The 21,227-nt window shown below is 71.2% G+C and carries 2 protein-coding genes; both read left to right on the top strand.

Features of this window, described 5'->3' with window-relative positions:
* Positions 1-54: 54 nt before the first annotated feature.
* Positions 55-15,822, top strand: a complete 15,768-nt coding sequence (locus L3Q65_RS26405; protein WP_237596948.1) for a type I polyketide synthase — start codon at positions 55-57, stop codon at positions 15,820-15,822.
* Positions 15,819-21,188, top strand: a complete 5,370-nt coding sequence (locus L3Q65_RS26400) for a type I polyketide synthase (RefSeq protein WP_237596947.1) — start codon at positions 15,819-15,821, stop codon at positions 21,186-21,188. Before L3Q65_RS26405 ends, L3Q65_RS26400 begins: the two co-directional genes overlap by 4 nt.
* Positions 21,189-21,227 lie beyond the last annotated feature (39 nt).

The raw sequence follows: 21,227 nt of genomic DNA, 5'->3' as shown, positions 1-21,227 counted from the left end.
ACGATCCGACCGACGACCCATGAATGCTGCCTGGCTACCGCGGTGGAGTGCGCAATGCGTGAGAGTGAGAAGAATCGGGAATCCGGCTTCGCGGAGCGGCTGACGCTTCTGCCGCCGGCGGACCGCGCGGGGTTCCTCGCCGGCGTGGTCCACGACGCGACGCGGGCGGCGCTGCAGGCCGCGCTGCCCGAGGTTCCGGCCGTCCTCGACCCGGAGAAAGCGTTCTCCGACCACGGTTTCGACTCGCTCGCGGCGGTGGAGCTGCACGCGCAGCTGACCGACGCGACCGGGCTGGAGCTGCCGGTGACGCTGGCCTTCGACTATCCGACCCCGGCCGCGGTCGCCCGTTTCCTGCACACCGAGGTGTTCGGCGGGCAGGAGTCCGTCGCGACGCTGGCCGTCGGCGGAGCGAACGACGAACCGGTCGCCATCGTCGGCATCGGCTGCCGCTACCCAGGCGGCGCGGTGTCGCCGGAAGCGTTGTGGCAGCTGGTCGCCGACGAGGTGCACACCATCTCCGGCTTCCCGGAGGACCGCGGCTGGGACCTCGACAGCCTGTACGACCCGGACCCCGACAAGCCGGGCAGCAGCTACGTCACCTCGGGCGGATTCCTGCCCGGTGCCGGGGAATTCGACGCAGGGTTCTTCGGCATCGCGCCGCGCGAGGCGTCCGCGATGGACCCGCAGCAGCGGCTCGTCCTGGAGACCGCGTGGGAAGCGTTGGAGCGGGCTAAGATCGACCCGTCCGCGCTGCGCGGAACCCCGGCGGGCGTGTTCATCGGTGCCGAGGCACAGGAGTACGGCCCGCGCTTGCACGAAGCTCCCGACGGCCTCGACGGCTACATGCTCACCGGCAACGCGCCCAGCGTCGTCTCCGGTCGCGTCGCTTACGCGCTCGGTTTGGAAGGGCCGACGCTGACTGTTGACACCGCTTGCTCTGGTTCGTTGGTCGCGCTGCACTTGGCAGTGCAGGCGTTGCGGCGCGGCGAAACTCAGCTCGCGCTGGCCGGTGGCGTCGCGGTGATGGGCGCGCCGGGCACGTTCACCGCCTTCAGCCGCCAGCGGGGTCTCGCGGAAGACGGTCGGTGCAAGGCTTTCGCCGCCGCTGCGGATGGTACTGGCTTCGCCGAGGGTGTCGGTGTCCTGGTGCTGGAACGGCTTTCCGACGCAGTCGCGAATGGACACACGGTGCTCGCCGTGGTCCGCGGCTCGGCGATCAACTCCGATGGCGCGTCGAACGGCCTTACCGCGCCGAACGGTCCTTCGCAGCAGCGCGTGATCAAGCGCGCGCTGGCGGACGCTGGTTTGGAAGCGTCCGATGTGGACGCGGTCGAGGCGCACGGCACCGGCACCCGGCTCGGCGACCCGATCGAGGCGCAGGCGCTGCTGTCCGCCTACGGGCAGGACCGCGAGACGCCGCTGCTGCTGGGGTCGATCAAGTCGAACATCGGTCACACGCAGGCCGCGGCGGGTGTCGCGGGCGTGATCAAGATGGTCGAGGCGATGCGACACGGCGTGCTGCCGAAGACGCTGCACGTGGACGAGCCGACGCCGCATGTCGACTGGACTGCGGGTGCCGTCGAGCTGCTGACTGAACAGCGGGAATGGCCCTCGATCGAGCGTCCGCGCCGCGCTGGCGTTTCGTCGTTCGGCGTCAGCGGGACCAACGCGCACGTCATCATCGAGCAGGCTCCGGTCGTCGAGACCGCGGAAATCACCAGTGACGAGCTGCCGGTCGTGCCGCTCGTTGTCTCGGCGCGCAGTGAGGAAGCGCTGAAGGCACAGGCCGCCGCTCTGGTGTCCACTGTAGAAAGCGGCAATCTGACTGACCTCGGCTTCTCGCTCGCCACCACGCGTGCCGCGCACGATCAGCGCGCCGTGGTGGTCGCGGAGAACGTCGCCGACGCCGTGCGCGGGCTGCAGGCGCTGGCAGCGGGGGAGCAGGATCCGAACGTCGTCATCGGCGAACGCACCCCGGGCAAGCTCGCGATGCTGTTCACCGGACAGGGTTCGCAGCGCCTCGCGATGGGACGAGAGCTGTACCTGGCGTACCCAAAGTTCGCCGAGGTCTTCGACGAGGCCGTCGACCACCTCGACGTGCAGATGGAGACCCCGCTGCGCGACGTCCTCTTCGGCGACAACGCCGAGAAACTGAACGAAACGCAGTACACGCAGTGCGCGCTGTTCGCAGTCGAGGTCGCGTTGGCGCGGTTGCTCGAATCGTGGGGCGTGCGGCCGGACATCCTGCTCGGCCACTCGATCGGCGAACTGGCCGCCGCGCACATCGCGGGCGTGTGGTCGCTCGCCGACGCGTGCCTGGTCGTCGCCGCTCGCGGACGGCTCATGCAAGCGCTGCCCGAGGGAGGGGCGATGGTCGCCATCGCGGCGACCGAGGACGAGGTCCAGCCGCTGCTGGGCGACCAGGTCAGCTTGGCCGCGGTGAACGGTCCGACGTCGGTGGTCGTTTCCGGCGAACGCGAAGCGGTGGAAGCCGTCGTGTCGGTGTTCCGCATGCAGGGCCGCAAGATCAGCGAGCTGCGCGTGTCGCACGCGTTCCACTCGCCGCTGATGGAGCCGATGCTGGCCGAGTTCCGCGAGATCCTCGAGGTGGTCGACTACGCGGCCCCGGCCACCCCGGTCGTCTCGAACGTGACCGGCCGCATCGCGACCGCCGAGGAACTCTGCTCGCCGGGGTACTGGCTGTGGCATGTCCGCCGCGCGGTGCGGTTCGCCGACGGGGTCCAGGCCCTGGTCGACGCCGGCGTGACGACCGCGATCGAGGTCGGTCCGGACGCTGTGCTGTCGGCGATGGCCGCCGGCACGAGCGACGCCATCGCGTTCATTCCCGCGCAGCGCCGCGATCGGCCCGAGGTCACCACCCTCGCGTCCGCGCTCGGCCGCCTGCACACCCGTGGCGCGGCGATCGACTGGACGGCGTTCTTCGGCCCGGCTCAAGTGGTCGACTTGCCGACGTATGCCTTCCAGCACAAGCACTACTGGCTCACCGCACCGACCGGCCACAGCGACGCGGCGGACTTCGGCCAGCTGGCTTCCGGGCACCCGTTGCTGGCTGCCGAGATCGGCTTGGCCGGTGACGACGGCCTGGTCCTCACCGGTCGCGTCACACTCCGCACGCACCCGTGGCTGGCCGACCACGCGATCGCGGGCACCCCGGTCCTGCCGGGCACCGCGTTCGTCGAGATGGCGCTGCACGCCGCCGCGCAGGTCGGCTACGGCGTGGTTGACGAGCTGACGCTGCAAGCGCCGCTCGCGCTGCCGGAAACCGGTGGCGTCGCGCTGCAAACGCTGGTCGGCCCGGACGTCGACGGCCGCCGCACGATCGAGTTCCACTCCCGTCCCGACCACGACGCCGACGCGGCCTGGACCCGGCACGCCGTCGGTGTCCTCGCCGCCGGCCCAGTCGTCGAGCCCGCGCCGCGGGGCGAATGGCCGCCTGCTGGCGCCGAAGTGGTCGCGACGAGCGAGCTGTACACCGAACTGGCCGAGCAGGGCTACGGCTACGGACCGCTCTTCCAGGGCCTGCGCACCGCGTGGAAGCGCGACGACGTCGTGTTCGCCGAGGTCGCGCTGCCCGCGACCGGACGCGACGCGGCGTTCGGTGTCCACCCGGCGCTGCTCGACGCGGTCCTGCACGCCACCGACTTCGCCCCGGGCGAGGCACGCGAGCCAGACGAGATCCGGTTGCCGTTCGCGTGGACCGGCGTGCGGCTGCACGCTTCCGGTGCGACCGAGGTCCGGGTGCGGATCACCTCCCCGGCCACTGGCGGCGTCTCGATCGACGTGACGGACGTGGCCGGTACGCCGGTGCTGTCCGTCGAGTCGTTCCGCTCACGGCCGGTCCGCGAAGCCGACCTCGGCAGTCAGGCGCGCGACCTGCTGTACACCGTTGAATGGACGCCGGTCACCGGTTCCTCCGAGCTGCCGACGCTGGCTTCGCTGGGCTCGATCAGCGGTTTCGACGTTCCGGTGGTCGACTCGCTGGTGTCGCTGGTCGACGTGCCCGAGGTCGTGCTGCTGCCGGTTTCCGTGCCGGGCAAGAACATCGCCGCCGCGGCCAAGCAGACCGCGCACCGCGTGCGGACTGTGCTGCAGCAGTGGCTCGAAGGCGACCGGTACGCCGGTGCGCGGCTGGTCGTGCTGACGCGCGGCTCGCTGGCTGACTCCGCCGTCCGCGGCTTGGTGCGTTCGGCGCAGGCTGAACACCCGGGTCGCGTGGTCCTGGTCGAGGGCGCGGCTACCGCGGCGACCCTGGCCACCGCGCTCGGCTCGGGCGAGCCGGAGCTGCGCATCGACGGAGACACGGTTTCGGCCGGTCGGATGGTCCGGTTGACCGCGGAAGCTGGCGAGCCGACCTGGCGCGCCGACGGCACCGTGCTGATCACCGGCGGCACCGGCGGTCTCGGTGCCCAGGTCGCGAAGCACCTGGTCACGAAGCACGGTGTCCGCAGCCTGCTGCTGCTCAGCCGTCGCGGGCTTAACGCGCCGGGCGCTGCTGAGCTGGTCGAAGAGCTGGCGGAGCTGGGCGCGACCGCGAAGGTGGTCGCCTCGGACGTCAGCAAGAAGCGTTCGCTGTCGGCGGCGATCAAGAAGGCCGAGCATCCGCTGTCGGCCGTCGTGCACACCGCAGGCGTGCTCGACAACGCGATGATCGGCTCGCTGACCGCCGAGCAACTCGACGCAGTGCTGGCCCCGAAGCTCGACGCGGCGTGGGCGCTGCACGAGCTGACGGCGGAGCTGGACCTGTCGGCGTTCGTCCTGTTCTCCTCCTCGGCGGGTCTCGCCGACGGCGCTGGACAGGCGAACTACGCCGCTGGCAACACGTTCCTCGACGCGCTGGCCGAGCACCGGAACGCCGCTGGCCTGCCCGCGACGGCGCTGGCCTGGGGTCTGTGGGCGCCCGACGCCGGTCAGGCGATCGGCATGGGCGCGACACTGTCCGACGTGGACCGAAACCGCATCGCGCGGCTGGGTCTCGCTCCGCTGACCGTGTCGGAAAGCCTTGCCGCTCTTGACGCGGCGCTCGGCACCGGCGTTCCGACGGTCGTGCCGACCCGCGTCGACCGCGCCGCGCTGCGGTCCCGCGGCGAGGACGTTCCGGCCGTGCTGCGCGGGCTCGTGCCCGCCGGTCGTCGCCGGATCGCCGTCGCCAGCGGGGAAGTGACGCCCGAGCAGCAGTTCGCCGAGCGGTTCGCGCACCTCGCCGAGGCCGACCGGGACCGCGCGCTGCTCGACCTGGTGCGCACGCACGTCGCGGCCGTTCTCGGCCACGACAGCGCGGACGCGATCAGCCCGGCCCGCCCGTTCGGCGAGATCGGTTTCGACTCGCTGGCCGCGGTGGAACTGCGCAACATCCTGGACTCGGTCACCGGCATGCGGCTGCCCGCGACACTGGTGTTCGACTATCCGACGCCGCGCGCGCTCGCCGAGTACCTGGCGTCGCGCCTGGCCGGGCTGGCACCCACGAGTCCGGTCGCTCCGGTGACCACTGTGGATCCGGAGGAGCCGATCGCCATCGTCGGCATCGCTTGCCGCTACCCCGGTGGCGTCGCGACGCCGGAAGACTTGTGGCGGCTGGTTTCGGAGGGCGAGGAAGCGCTGTCCGGCTTCCCGGTCGACCGCGGCTGGAACGTCGACTCGCTGTATGACCCGGAGCCCGGCAAGCCCGGCCGCTCCTACGTCAAGCACGGTGCCTTCCTGCACGACGCGGCCGAGTTCGACGCGGACTTCTTCGAGATCAGCCCGCGTGAGGCGGCGGCGATGGACCCGCAGCAGCGGCTGCTGCTGGAGGTCTCGTGGGAAGCCTTCGAGCGCGCCGGAATCGACCCGGTCGGCCTGCGCGGCAGCGCGACCGGTGTGTTCGCCGGTGTGATGTACCACGACTGGGGCACCCGCCTCGGCACGGTTTCCGACGACATCGCGGGCTACCTCGGCAACGGCAGCCTCGCCAGCGTCGTGTCCGGTCGCGTGTCGTACGCGCTGGGGCTGGAAGGCCCGACCGTCACGGTGGACACCGCGTGCTCGTCCTCGCTGGTCGCACTGCACTGGGCGGTGCAGGCGCTGCGTCGCGGGGAATGCACGCTGGCGCTGGCCGGCGGTGTCACGGTGATGTCCACTCCGGACACTTTCATCGACTTCAGCCGTCAGCGCGGGCTTTCCGCCGACGGCCGGTGCAAAGCGTTCGCCGAAGCGGCGGACGGCACCGGCTGGGGCGAGGGCGCGGGCATGCTGCTCGTCGAGCGGCTGTCCGACGCACGCCGCAACGGGCACCCGGTGCTCGCGGTCCTTCGCGGTTCCGCGGTGAACCACGACGGCGCGTCGAACGGCCTTACCGCGCCGAATGGTCCCTCGCAGCAGCGAGTGATCGCCAAGGCGCTGGCTGACGCTGGTCTGCGGCCGTCCGAAGTGGACGCTGTCGAGGGCCACGGCACCGGCACCACACTGGGCGACCCGATCGAGGCGCAGGCACTGCTGGCCACCTACGGTCAGGACCGTTCCGAGGACCAGCCGCTCTGGCTTGGGTCGATCAAGTCCAACATCGGCCACACGCAGGCCGCGGCGGGCGTCGCGGGCATCATCAAGATGGTCATGGCGATGCAGCACGGCCAGTTGCCGCAGACGCTGCACGTCGACCGTCCGTCCACTGTGGTCGATTGGGAGACCGGCGCGGTCCGGCTGCTGACCGAGGCGCGGGAGTGGCAGGTCGACCGGCCGCGCCGCGCCGCGGTGTCATCGTTCGGCATCAGCGGCACGAACGCGCACGTCATCCTGGAGCAGGCACCGGCGCTCCCGGTCGAGCGGCCTTCGGAGACGCAGACGATCGTTCCGGTCGCGCTGTCCGGCCGGTCCGCCGCTGCGGTCCGCGGACAGGCGGCGCGGCTGCGTTCTTGGCTCGCTGAGGGCGTTTCCGTCGCAGAGATCGCGCGTTCGCTGGCGGCGACGCGTGCCTCGCTCGAACACCGCGCGGTGGTGGTCGCCGAGACTGCGGGAGAACTCGCCGACGGACTCGATGCGCTGGCTGGCGGCGACGCGCCGACCGGTCAGGTCGTGGACGGGAAGCTCGCCTTCCTGTTCTCCGGCCAGGGCGCGCAGCGAGTCGGGATGGGACGCGAGCTGTACGACGCGTACCCGGCCTTCGCGACCGCCTTCGACGCGGTGTGCGCGGCGATCGACCCGCTGGTCGACGTGCCGCTCCGGGACGTCGTGTTCGGCACCACCGAACTCGCCGACCGCGGTCTGCTCGACCAGACGCAGTACACCCAGACCGGGCTTTTCGCGGTCGAGGTCGCGCTGTTCCGGCTCGCCGAGTCGTGGGGCTTCCGGCCCGACGCGCTCGCCGGGCACTCGATCGGCGAGCTCGCCGCGGCCCACGTCGCGGGCGTGCTCTCCCTGGACGACGCGGCAAAACTGGTCGCTGCGCGCGGCCGGTTGATGGGTGCGCTGAACGACCGGCGCGGCGCGATGGTCTCGTTCGCCGCCACCGAAGAGGCGGTCCGGGAACTGCTGCGGGGCCACGAGGACGCGGTCAGCATCGCAGCGGTGAACGGTCCGGCCGCCGTGGTCGTCTCCGGCGACGCGGACGTGGTCGCCGAGATCGAGCGCGCCGCTGGCGATGTCCAAACGCGACGGTTGCGCGTGAGCCACGCGTTCCACTCGCCGCTGATGACGCCGATGCTCGACGAGTTCCGCGAGATCGCCGCCGGGCTGACTTATGACGCGCCGAAGATCCCGATTGTTTCGACGGTTACTGGGAAACTCGCCACCGACGACGAGCTGCGTTCGCCGGAGTACTGGGTCATCCATGTCCGCGAGACCGTCCGGTTCGGCGCTGCGGTCACGACCCTGGCGGAGAGCGGTGTCCAGACGTTCCTGGAGATCGGGCCGGACAGTGTGCTGTCCGCGCTCGGTCAGCAGAGCGTCGAAGCCGAGTTCGTCCCGTTCGGACGACGGGATCAGGACGAGGTACGGACCGCGCTCACCGCGGCCGGTCGCCTGCACATCCGCGGCGCGGTGAAGCTCGGCCCGCTGCTTGGCGACGGCCCGGTCCGGCTCGACCTGCCGACGTATGCCTTCCAGCACAAGCGCTACTGGCTCGACGCGACTCCCTCCGGCGACGTCACTTCGGTCGGTCAGCAACCGCTGGCGCACCCGATGCTGGGCGCGGTCGTGGCACTGTCCGGTTCGGACACGACTGTCCTGACTGGACGGTTGTCCGCGGCTTCGGTGCCGTGGGTCGCCGACCATGTGGTGAAGGGCGCGATCCTGGTGCCCGGCACGGGGTTTGTGGAGCTGGCGGTCGCCGCGGGCGACCAGGTGGGCCACCCGACGGTGGAGGAGCTGACGCTGCAAGCACCGCTCATCCTGGCGCCGGACGGCGCGGTCGCGTTGCAGGTCGTGGTCGGCCCCGCGAACGGCGACCGCCGCCCGGTCACCGTGTTCTCGCGCCCGGCCGAATCGGACGGCGACTGGACCCAGCACGCGCTGGGCACCCTGTCCGCCACCGCGCGGCCGGAACCGGCTGGCCTCACCGAATGGCCGCCGGCGGGCGCGACCCCGATCCCGGTCGAGGGCGCGTACGAACTGCTCAACGAGCGCGGCTACGGCTACGGCCCGGCGTTCCAGGGGCTCACGGCCGCGTGGCGGCGGGGCAACGAGGTGTTCGCCGAGGTCGCGCTGCCGGAACCGGCCGCGTCCACGGCGGGTTCCTACGGCCTGCACCCGGCGCTGCTCGACACCGCGATGCACGCCGACCTCCTCGGCGACCCGAGCGGGTCGACGCTGCTTCCGTTCGTCTGGAACGGGGTCACTCTGCACGCGGTCGGCGCTTCGGTGCTGCGGGTGCGGATCGTGCGGCTGGACGGCGACGAACTGTCCTCGATTGAGGTCGCGGACGGCGAAGGCAACCCGGTCGCTTCGGTCGAGTCGCTGGTCTCGCGCCCAGTGCGGACCGAGCTGGCGGCGCAGGCGGAGACCACGGACGGTGCGCTGCTCAAGATCGGCTGGCAGTCCGTGCCGGTCCCGGCCGCGGAGCCGGGCGACGTCGTCGCGATCGGCCGCGGCCGAGTCGGCGTGGCCGCCACCTACAGCGGGTTCGCGGATCTGCTCGGCGCGGTGGACCGCGGCGAGCCGGTGCCCGGTCTCGTGACGCTCTCGGTGCCGGTCGCGGAAGGCGCGGTGCCGGAAGCGGCTCGGGCCAACGCGACCTGGCTGCTCGCCGAGATCCAGGCGTGGCTGGCCGAATCACGGCTGACCGACACGAAACTCGCCATCGTCACGCAGGCGGCGGTCCCGGCGGGAGAGTCCGCCGTGGACGTCACCCAGGGTCTGCTGTGGGGCCTCGCCCGGGCGGCGCAAGCTGAACACCCCGGACGCGTGTTCCTGATCGACGCGGACGCGGACACGAAGGTCGAAACGATCACTGCGGTGGTCGCCTCGGGCGAGCCGGAATCGGCGATTCGCGCCGGTTCGGTGCTCGCTCCGCGCTACACCCGCACCGAATCGGCCGGTGCCGCGTCGTGGGACGGCACAGTCCTGATCACCGGTGGCACCGGCGGTCTCGGCAGCCTGCTCGCGCGTTACCTGGTGGCCGAGCACGGCGTGCGGAGCCTGGTGCTCACCAGCCGTCGCGGTCTCGACGCACCGGGTGCCGCGCAGCTGGCCGAAGAACTGACCGACCTGGGCGCGACCGTCCAGGTGGCGGCCTGCGACGTCGCGGACCGCGCGGCGGTCGAGCAGTTGATCAACGGCCTGCCAGACCTCGGCGCGGTCGTGCACGCCGCCGGCACCGCCGAGAGCGGCGTCTTCGATTCGCTCACCGCGGAGCAGCTTGCCGCGGTGCTCCGGCCGAAGGTCGACGCGGCCTGGCACCTGCACGAACTGACCGCTGACCGGCAGCTGTCCGCGTTCGTCATGTTCTCCTCGGCAGGCGGCCAGGTGCTGCCCGCCGGACAGGCGAACTACGCGGCTGCCAACGCGTTCCTCGACGGGCTCGCCGAACACCGGCGCGCGGCCGGGCTTCCGGCCACCGCGCTGGCCTGGGGTCTGTGGGCGGAGAACACCGGACTCGGCGGCGACCTCGCCGAAGCCGACCTCGCCCGGATGGCCCGCCTCGGCCTGCCCGCGGTGACCGCCGAGCAGGGGCTCGCCCTGTTCGACGCCGCCGTGGCCACCGAAGACGCGGTCATCGCGCCGCTTCGCGTGGACGTTCCGGCACTGCGGGCGCGCACCGACGAACTGCCCGCGCTGCTGCGTGGTTTCGTGCCGCCCAAGGCGCGTCGCGTGGCGAAGGCGGCCAAGGCGGCGGACAACGCGCTCGCCGACGAACTGGCCGCGTTGGCCGAAAGCGAACGGGACCGGGTGCTGCTCGACCTCGTCCGCACGCAGGTGGCCACCGTGCTCGGCTACGCGGACAAGTCCGAAGTGGACGGAACCAGGGCGTTCAAGGAGCTGGGCTTCGACTCGCTCGCCGCGGTCGAACTCCGCAACCTCCTCGGCACCGCGACCGGCCTCACACTGCCCGCGACGCTGATCTTCGACCACCCGACCGCCAAGGCCGTCGCGGACTTCGTGAAGGGCAAGCTGCTCGGCGCGGTCGCGAAGACCCCGGCGACGACGGCCCGGACGAACGCGTCGATGCAGGAACCGATCGCGATCGTCGGCATGGCGTGTCGCTACCCCGGCGGCGTCCGGTCGCCGGAGGACCTGTGGCAATTGCTGGTCGACGAGGTCGACGCGGTCTCCGGCTTCCCGACCAACCGCGGCTGGGACGTCGAAGGCATCTACGACCCGGAACGCGGCAAACGCGGCAAGACGTATGCCAACCAGGGCGGCTTCCTGCACGACGCGGCGGAGTTCGACCCGGCGTTCTTCGGCATCGGTCCGCGCGAGGCGATGGCGATGGACCCGCAGCAGCGGCTCCTGCTGGAGACCGCGTGGGAGGCCATCGAGCGCGCCGGGATCGACCCGACGGCGTTGCGCGGCAGCCTGACCGGCGTCTTCACCGGCGCGATGTACGACGACTACGGCAGCCGCGCTCCCGGCGCTCCGGCCGACGTCGCCGCCTACATCCCGAACGGCAGCTCCGGCGCGGTCGTCTCCGGCCGCATCTCGTACCTGCTGGGCCTTGAGGGTCCGAGCATGACGGTGGACACCGCGTGCTCGTCCTCGCTGGTCACGCTGCACCTCGCGGTGCAAGCGCTGCGGGCGGGGGAGTGCGGGCTGGCGCTGGCCGGCGGTGTCACGGTGCTGTCGCAGTCGGACCTGTTCGTCGACTCCAGCCGCCAGGGCGTGCTTTCGCCCAACGGCCGGTCGAAGTCGTTCTCCGCGGCTTCCGACGGCGTCGGCTGGGCCGAGGGCGCGGGTCTGCTCCTGCTGGAGCGGCTGTCCGACGCGCAGCGCAACGGGCACGAGGTGCTCGCGGTGGTCCGGTCGAGCGCGGTCAACCAGGACGGTGCGTCCAACGGCCTGACCGCTCCGAACGGCCCGTCGCAGGAACGCGTGATCCACGCGGCCCTCGCCGCCGGCGGGCTGAAGCCGTCCGATGTGGACGCTGTCGAGGCGCACGGTTCGGGTACCAAGCTGGGCGACCCGATCGAGGCGCAGGCACTGCTGGCCACCTACGGCCAGGACCGCGACCGGCCGCTGTATCTGGGTTCGGTGAAGTCGAACATCGGCCACGCGCAGGCGTCCGGTGGTGCGGCCGGCGTGATGAAGGTCGTGCAGGCGTTGCGGCACAACATGTTGCCGAAGACGATGCACGTCGATGCGCCGTCGCCGGTCGTCGACTGGACCACGGGCAACATCGAGCTGCTCACCGAACCGCGGCCGTGGCTGCCAAACGGACACCCGCGTCGCGCCGGCGTCTCGTCGTTCGGCATCAGCGGCACCAACGCACACATCATCATCGAGGAGGCACCATCCGCTCCGGCTAACGAAACCCGGCGCACCGCACCGGAACTCCCGGCGATTCCGTTGCCGCTGGCCGGTTCGGTCGCCCCGGCGCTCGCCGATCAGGCCGCTCGGCTGGCCGCGCACCTGCGGGCCAACCCGGACGTCAGCCTGACCGACGTCGGCTACACCTTGGCCACTGCGCGGGCCGCGCTCGACCACCGCGCGGTGGTCCTGGCGGCCGACCGCGAAGCGGCGCTGAAGGCGCTCGACGGACTGGCCGACGGCCGGACCCCGGCGGGCACCGTGGGCGGCACGGTCAGCGCGGCCGACCTGACGGCGTTCCTGTTCACCGGACAGGGCGCGCAGCAGCCGGGCATGGGACGCGGGCTGTACGAGGCGTTCCCGGCCTTCGCCGGAGCGTTCGACGAGATCTGCGGACTCTTCGACGCCGAGCTGGAGACCCCGCTCAAGCAGGTCATCTGGGAAGACTCGCCGCTGCTCAACCAGACCGCGTACACGCAATGCGCGCTGTTCGCGATCGAGGTCGCGCTGTACCGGCTGGTCGAGTCCTGGGGAGTCACGCCGGATTACGTCGCCGGGCACTCCATCGGCGAACTCGCCGCGGCGCACGTCTCCGGAGTGTTCTCGCTGGCCGACGCCTGCTCGCTGGTCGCCGCTCGCGGCCGGCTCATGCAGGCGCTGCCGGCCGGAGGCACGATGGCGGCGATCGCGGCCACCGAAGAAGAGGTGCGCGCCTCGCTTCCTGCCGGGGTGGACGTCGCGGCGGTGAACGGGCCGCGGTCGGTGGTCATCTCGGGGCCCGAAGATGCGGTGCAGGCGGCGATGGCGGCCTTCAAGGAAGCCGGTCGCCGGACGAAGCAACTGGTCGTGTCGCACGCGTTCCACTCGTCCCTGATGGAGCCGATGCTGGCCGAGTTCTCGGTGGTGGCGGAGAAACTGACCTATTCCGCACCGTCGATTCCGGTGGTGTCGAACGTGACCGGCAAGATCGCGACCGCCGCCGAACTGTGCTCGCCGCAGTACTGGGTGGGCCACGTGCGGGAGGCCGTCCGGTTCGCCGACGGGGTCGAGTCGCTGCTCGCCGCCGGGGTGACCCGGTTCGTCGAGCTGGGTCCGGACGCGGTGCTCACCGGGATGGCGCGCGAATGCGACACCGCGGTCGCCGACCGGCCGGACCGGGTCGTCCAGGTGCCCGCGATGCGGCGCGGCCGGGCCGAGGTGCCGACCGTGTTCACCGCTCTGGCGACGCTGTTCTCCCGAGGCGCGAAGATCGACTGGAAGGCGCTGTTCGCCGGTCAGGGCGCGTCCACTGTGGACTTGCCGACGTACGCGTTCCAGAACAAGGAGTACTGGCTCGACGCGACCAAGCCGACCGGCGACGTCAGCACTTTGGGCGCGCAGTCCGCTGGACACCCGCTGCTGGGTGCGCTGGTGGAACTTCCGGACGGCGGCGCGGTGCTGACCGGACGGCTGTCGGTCGCGACGCAGCCGTGGCTCGCTGACCACGTGGTGATGGGGCGGACGATGCTGCCCGGCACCGCGTACGTCGAACTGGCAGTGCACGCCGGTGACCAGGTCGGCTGCAACCTGCTGGAGGAGCTGACGCAGCAGGCACCGTTGCTGCTGGCCGACGACGGGGTCGACCTGCGCGTGGTCATCAGCGCGCCGGACGGCAGCGGTCGCCGGGAGCTGTCGGTGCACTCGCGGACCGAGGCGGGCTGGGTTCAGCACGCCGCGGGCACGCTGGCCAATGGCGCGGCCGCGGACTTCTCGCTGAGCGAGTGGCCGCCGTCCGGCGCCGAATCGGTTGACCTGACCGGGTTGTACGACGACCTGGCCGGCCTCGGCTTCGGCTACGGGCCCACGTTCCGCAACCTGCGGGCGATCTGGCTGCGCGAAGGCGAGGTGTACGCCGAGGTCGCGCTGCCGGAAGGCACCGCGGCGAACGAGTTCGGCCTGCACCCGGGTCTGCTCGACTCGGCGCTCGGCGCGACCGACTTCCTGATCCCGGGCGGTCCGAAGGCGCTGACCGAGACGACCATCCCGTTCGCGTGGAACTCGGTTTCGTTGCAGGCCAGCGGCGCGACCGCGTTGCGAGTGCGGGTCCGGAAGACCGAGAGCGGTTCGTCGCTCGACCTGGCCGACGGTGCTGGTGCTCCGGTGGCGCAGATCGCCTCGCTGGTCACCCGGCCGGTTTCGGAAGGCCAGCTCGGCACCAAGGTGCCGGACTCGCTGTACCGGATCGAATGGCAGCCCGCTTCCGGCGTCCGGCTGGTGCCTTCGCTGGATGGCTGGGCAGTGCTCGGCACCGACGACCTCGGTTTGGGCGTGCCGTTGAAGGCCGAGCTGGTCGACGCGGATGTGCTGGTGCTGCCGGTCGGTTCGGGTTCTGGCTCGGTGCCTTCTCAGGTGCACGAAGTCGTGCAGGAAACGGTGCGGCACTTGCAGAACTGGCTTTCGGCCGGGGACGGCAAGCTGGTCGTGGTCACTCGCGACGAGCTGGCACAGGCACCGGTCTGGGGCCTGGTGCGGGCCGCGCAAGCGGAGAACCCGGGCCGGATCCAGGTCGTGGACCTCGACGCTTCGCCCGCGTCGGCCCGGGCGCTGCCCGCGGTCGTCGCGTCCGGCGAGCCGGAGGCGCGAGTGCGGAACGGCGAGGTGCGAGTGCCGCGGCTGACCCGGGTCACCGAGGTCGGCGAGACGGTCGAATGGGATCCGGACGGCACGGTGCTGATCACCGGCGGCGCGGGCCTGCTCGGCGGGCTGCTGGCCCGGCACCTGGTCGCTCGCGGTGCCCGTGACCTGGTCCTGACCAGCCGTCGCGGTCTCGACGCGGCGGGAGCGCGGGAACTGGTCGACGAACTGGCCGGCGAGGGCGCGAAGGTGACTGTCGCCGCGTGCGACGTCACCGACCGGGACGCACTGGCGAAGCTGCTCGACACGCTGCCGCGGCTGACCGCCGTGGTGCACGCGGCCGGGCAGATGGACAGCGCGGTGCTGAGCGCCTTGACGCCGGAGCAGGTCGAGAACGTGTTGCGGCCCAAGGTCGACGCGGCCTGGAACCTGCACGAGCTGACAGTCGCGCGGGACCTGGCGGCGTTCGTCCTCTACTCCTCGGCGGGCGGTCTGCTGCTCGCCGCGGGACAGGCGAACTACGCGGCTGGCAACGTGTTCCTGGACGCGCTGGCCGAGCACCGCGCTTCGCTCGGCCTCCCGGCGACGTCGCTCGCATGGGGTCCGTGGGAAGGCACCGACGGCGAGGTGGACCTGGTGCACATCGCCCGGTCCGGGGTCGCGGAACTGTCCGCGGCGGAGGGGCTGGAGCTGTTCGATGCCGCGCTGGCTGCTTCGTCGGCGGTATTGGTGCCGGTGAAGCTCGACCTCAAGGACGCCGACCGGGCGTCGGCACTGCTCAAGGGTCTCGTCACCGCTGCGCCGCGACGGGCAGCTGTTGCCTCGACGGCGGCGCCGGAAGCCGGGTTCGCCGACAGGCTCGCCACGCTCCCGGTGGACGAGCGGGACACGGCGGCGCTGAACCTGGTGTGCGAGCACACGGCGGCAGTCCTCGGATACGACGACGCGTCCGCGGTCGGGGTCGAAAAGGGCTTCACCGACCTGGGCATCGACTCGCTCGCCGCGCTGGAGCTGCGCAACCGGCTCGGCGCCGCGACCGGGCTGCGGCTGCCCGCGACGCTGATCTTCGACTACCCGAGCCCGTTGCCGCTGGCCCGGCACCTGCTGGCGGAACTGGCTCCCGCTCCCGCTGAGCCCGCGGTTTCGGCGGAAGAACTGAACGGCACCGACGACGCGGCGGCCGCGGTCGCCTCGATGGACCTGGCCGACCTGGTCCGCTCCGCGATGGGCGGCACCGACGAACGGGGTGAATCCCAGTGACCGACAAGTCCGCTCCTTCGACCGAGCAGATCGTCGCCGCGCTGCGGCAGTCCATGACGGACAACGAACGGCTCCGTGCGGACAACCAGCGGCTGGCCGCCCGGCAGTCCGAGCCGATCGCGATCATCGGCATGGGCTGCCGGTACCCCGGCGGGGTTGCCACGCCCGCACAGCTGTGGGACTTGGTGGCCGGCGGTGTCGACGCGATCGGCGAGTTCCCGGCCGACCGCGGCTGGGACACCGCCACGCTGCACGACCCGACCGCCACCCGCCCTGGCACGACGTACTCGAACGAAGGCGGTTTCCTATACGACGCCGCCGATTTCGAGCCGGAGTTCTTCGGCATCAGCCCGCGCGAGGCGGTCACGCTGGACCCGCAGCAGCGGTTGCTGCTCGAGACCGCGTGGGAGGCCGTCGAACGCGCCGGGATCGTGCCGTCGACCCTTCGGGGCAGCGCGACCGGGGTGTTCACCGGCGTCATGTACCACGACTACGGCGCGGGCAGCAGCGACGGCAGCCTGATCTCCGGGCGAGTCTCGTACACGCTCGGCCTCGAAGGCCCGTCGGTGTCGGTGGACACCGCCTGTTCGTCCTCGCTGGTCGCGATGCACCTTGCCGCACAAGCACTTCGGCGCGGGGAATGCTCGCTGGCGCTGGCGGGCGGGGTGACGGTGATGGTCACGCCGGACATGTTCGTGTACTTCAGCGAACAGCACGGCCTGTCTTCGGACGGCCGTTGCAAGGCCTTCGGCAGCGGTGCTGATGGCGTCGGGTGTTCTGAGGGTGCCGGAATGCTCTTGCTGGAACGGCTTTCGGACGCTCGGCGCAACGGGCACCACGTGCTCGCGGTGCTGCGCGGCAGCGCGGTGAACTCGGACGGCGCTTCGAGCGGGATCACCGTGCCGAACGGTCCGGCTCAGCAGCGGGTGATCCGGGCCGCGCTGGCCGACGCTTCCTTGGAACTGTCCGATGTGGACGCAGTGGAGGCGCACGGGACCGGTACCAAACTGGGGGACCCGATCGAGGCGCAGGCTCTGATCTCCACCTACGGCAAGGTCGCTACTCCTTCGCGGCCGTTGTACGTCGGTTCGTTCAAGTCGAACGTCGGGCACACGCAGGCCGCGGCCGGGGTCGGCGGAGTCATCAAGATGGTCGAGGCACTCCGGCGAGGCGTGCTGCCGCCGACGCTGCACGCGGACGAACCTTCACCGCACGTGGACTGGGCGGATGGCACCGTCGCTTTGCTGACCGAATCGACGCCTTGGCCGTCGGCTGACCGTCCCCGGCGGGCCGCGGTGTCGTCGTTCGGCATCAGCGGGACGAACGCGCATGTGATTGTCGAGCAAGGCGATCCGGTCCCCGGACCCTCCTCTGCCGAAGGCCCGGTTACCTGGCTGCTCTCGGCCTCTTCGCCGGGCGCTTTGCGAGCTCAGGCCGGTCAACTGGCCGGGTTCACTGCCTCGGGTTCCGCCTCTGACGTCGGACTTTCCCTTGCCGCTACGCGAACCCTCGGCGAGCACCGGGCTGGCGTAGTTGCTGCTGACCGGGAAGCGGCTGCGCGCGCTCTCGGCGATTATGCGGCAGGCCGAGCTTCTTCCGCGGTAGTCGAGGGGGTGGCTTCCGCTCGCCGCATCGCCTTCCTTTTCACCGGGCAAGGCGCTCAACGGGCTGGCATGGGCCTCGACCTGGCCGCTGCGTACCCGGTCTTCGCCGCGGCTCTGGACGAGGTCGGTGCTGCGCTGGACCTCGATGTTCCCTTGCATACCCTGCTTGCCGACGCTGACCGGCTCGATCAGACCGGCTACACGCAGCCCGCTCTGTTCGCGGTGGAAGTCGCCCTGTACCGATTGCTGGAGTCGTGGGGCATCCAGCCTTCCTACTTGCTGGGCCACTCCGTCGGGGAAATCGCCGCCGCCCATGTCGCCGGGGTGCTTTCCCTTGCGGACGCCGGAAAACTGGTCGTCGCCCGCGCTCGGCTGATGCAAGCACTGCCGGCCGGCGGGGCGATGGCGGCGGTGCAGGCTACCGAGGACGAGGTCCTTCCGCTACTCACCGATGGTGTAGGAATCGCCGCGGTAAACGGCCCCCGGTCGGTGGTAGTGTCGGGGACAGAAGAAGAAGTACTTGCGGTTGCTGGGAAATTTGATCGAACTTCGCGGTTGCGGGTGTCGCACGCGTTCCACTCGCCGCTCATGGACCCGATGCTGGACGAGTTCGCCGCGGTGGCGCGCACGCTGACGTACTCCGAGCCCTCGGTGCCCATCGTGTCCACAGTGGAACTCTCGGCGAAGGTGGCGACGCCGGACTACTGGGTGCGCCAGGTCCGCTCGGCAGTGCGCTTCGCCGACGGCGTCCGAGCGCTGGCCGAGGCCGGAGCGGACACGTTCGTCGAGGTCGGCCCGAGCGCGGTGCTGACCGCGATGGGCCAGAGCTGTGCTGATGGTGCTGGGGTGGGTGGGGAGGGCGGGCCGGGAGGGCCCAGCGGGGCCAGTGCGCTCGCCAACGCCGCCTTCGTCCCTGTCCTGCGCAAGGACCGAGCTGAAGCGGAATCGGCTGCCGCCGCGGTCGCGACCCTGTTCACGCTCGGCGGGACGGTCGACTGGGACGCGTTCTACGCCGGCGCGCACGTCGTCGAGCTGCCGACCTACGCCTTCCAGCGCAAGCGTTACTGGCTGGACAACCCGACCGGCGCGCGGGCACGCGGCGTCGCCGAGGTCGGACAACGGGAAGCCGGGCACCCGCTGCTCGGCGCGGTCGTCGGCGCGGCGGACTCCGGCGGCGTCGTCCTCACCGGACGGCTCTCGCTGGCCGCGCAACCCTGGCTGGCCGACCACGTCGTCCAAGGCAACGCACTGTTCCCCGGCACGGCGTTCGTCGAACTCGCCGTCCGCGCGGGCGACGAGGTCGGCTGCGGCCGAGTCGACGAACTCACCCTCGCCGCGCCGTTGATCCTGCCCGAACAAGGCGCGGTCCGGTTGCAGGTGACCGTCGGCGCGGAGGAAGACGACGGCACCCGAGCCCTGGGAATCTTCTCCCAGGCCGAGGACGCCGACGAATGGATCCAGCACGGCAGCGGACGGCTCTCCCCAGCCGGTTCGCCGTCCGCGACGGCCACGCAATGGCCGCCCGCCGGAGCCACCGAGATCGACGTGACCGCACGGTACGACGAGCTCGCCGCGCAGGGCTTCGACTACGGCCCGATTTTCGCCGGCCTGCGTCGAGCCTGGCAAGCAGGCGACGTGCTGGCCGCCGAGGTCGCACTGCCCGAGCACGCCGACGGCAGCGCCTTCGGGCTGCACCCCGCACTGCTCGACGCTGCTCTGCACACGATCGGCCTCGTCGGGCCCACCGAGGACAAGCCAGTGCTGCCCTTCGCATGGTCCGGCGTCTCGCTTTACGCCGGCGGCGCGGCAACCCTGCGCGTGCTGATCTCATCAGACGTCGAGAACACCGTCTCGCTCACCGCGACAGACGCGTCCGGCGCACCCGTGCTGCGCGTCGATTCACTGGCACTGCGCCCCATCGCCGACGACGCATTCGCCACCGCCGCGCGTTCGGCCGTGGACGATTCGCTCTTCCGCGTCGACTGGATCCCCTGGCAAGGCGACGACGTCACCGCGGTGACCACCGCAATCCTGGGCGACGACCATTTCGGCCTCGGCGGAGAGTCCTATGTGGACCTCAACGCCCTGCTGGAAGCAATCCACAACGGCGCATTGGTCCCCGACGTCGTCTACGTACCCTTCGCCGCCCCGGAAACCGCCACTCCCGAAGGCGCTCGCGCGGCCGTCCACAACCTCCTTTCCCTGTCCCAATCCTGGGTCACCGAGGATGTACTGGCCGCTTCGCGCTTGGTCGTCGTCGCCTCCGGCGCGATCGCCACTCGCCCCGACGAGGGTGCGCCCGACCTCACCCACTCGGCGCTGTGGGGCGTGATCCGTACCGCGCAACTCGAGTACCCCGACCGATTCATGGTGGTGGACCTCGACAACGGCCCGCTTCCGATCGGCTCGGTCCTCGGCGCGATGTACGCCGACGAACCCGGCGTCGCAGTCCGCGACGGCGCGGTTTTGGTGCACCGCCTGGCAAAGTACGTGCCGTCCGGCACCGTCGCCTTCGACCCGGACGGCACCGTCCTGGTCACCGGCGGCACCGGCGTGCTCGGCCAGTTGATCGCCCGGCACCTGGTCGCCGAACACGGCGTCCGCAACCTGCTCATCACGAGCCGCCGCGGTCCCGCCGCCCCCGGAGCCGACGAATTCGCCGCCTCCCTGACCGAACTGGGCGCCTCAGTCTCACTGGTCGCCTGCGATCTGCCTTCCCGAGACGCTGTCGCGAACCTCATCGCCGACGTACCGGCCGACCACCCGCTGACCGCGGTCATCCACACGGCCGGCGTCGTCGACGATGGCGTGCTCCTCTCGCTGACCCCGGAACGGATGGACGCCGTCCTCCGCCCGAAGGTCGACGCCGCGTGGCACCTGCACGAACTGACCGCGTCCCTGGACCTGTCCGCCTTCGTGCTGTACTCGTCGGCAGGCGGAACCCTGGGCGCTGCAGGCCAAGCGAACTACTCCGCGGCGAACGTCTTCCTGGACGCCCTCGCACACCACCGCGCAGCGAGCGGCCTGCCAGCCGTGTCGCTCGCCTGGGGTCTGTGGTCGGAAGGCGGCATGTCCGGCGATCTGGCCGACACCGACCTGATCCGCATGGCCAGGTCCGGAGTCTTCGGCCTGTCCTTCGCCGACGGCCTGGAACTCTTCGACGCGACCGTCGCCGCCGGCCAACCGTCGCTGGTGCCGGTACGACTGGACATGTCCGGCCTGCGCGCCGACGCCCACAGCGTCCCCGCCATGCTGCGCGGCCTGATCCGAGGCCGCCGCAGAGTCGAGGTCGTCGACGATTCCTGGAACCAGGTACTGCGCCTGTCCGGGGCCGAACGAGTACGAGCCGCCGTCGACCTGGTCTGCGGCACCGCCGCCGTAGTCCTTGGCCACGAACGCCGAGACGCAGTCGACCCCCGAAAGGGCTTCATCGAACTCGGCTTCGACTCGCTCACCGCCATCGAACTGCGCAACCGCCTGGACGTCCTCACCGGGATGCGCCTGCCCGCGACGCTGATCTTCGACTACCCGTCCGTGCAGGTCCTGGGAGAACATCTCGTAGCGGACGGCGCCCCGTCTGCGGTCGAGATCCAGCTGGACGCCCTCGAAGACGTCGTACGCGGCCTGGAACCGGACGAGGTCTCCGGCGTGGTGACTCGGCTGAAGGCGGTACTGGCGTCCCTGGCCCCGGACGAGGAGGTAGAAGGGGCCAGCGCGGACGAGCTCTTCGCGCTACTCGACGAAGAGCTGGAAGCGCGCTAACCGCTTTGGGGCCGCCCGCCCCACCGGGCGGCCCCATTG

This window comes from Amycolatopsis sp. FU40 (assembly GCF_021903635.1).
GTDB lineage: Bacteria > Actinomycetota > Actinomycetes > Mycobacteriales > Pseudonocardiaceae > Amycolatopsis > Amycolatopsis dendrobii.
Note: the sequence above shows the minus strand (reverse complement) of the source record. Positions and strands in the feature narration are given on the sequence as shown.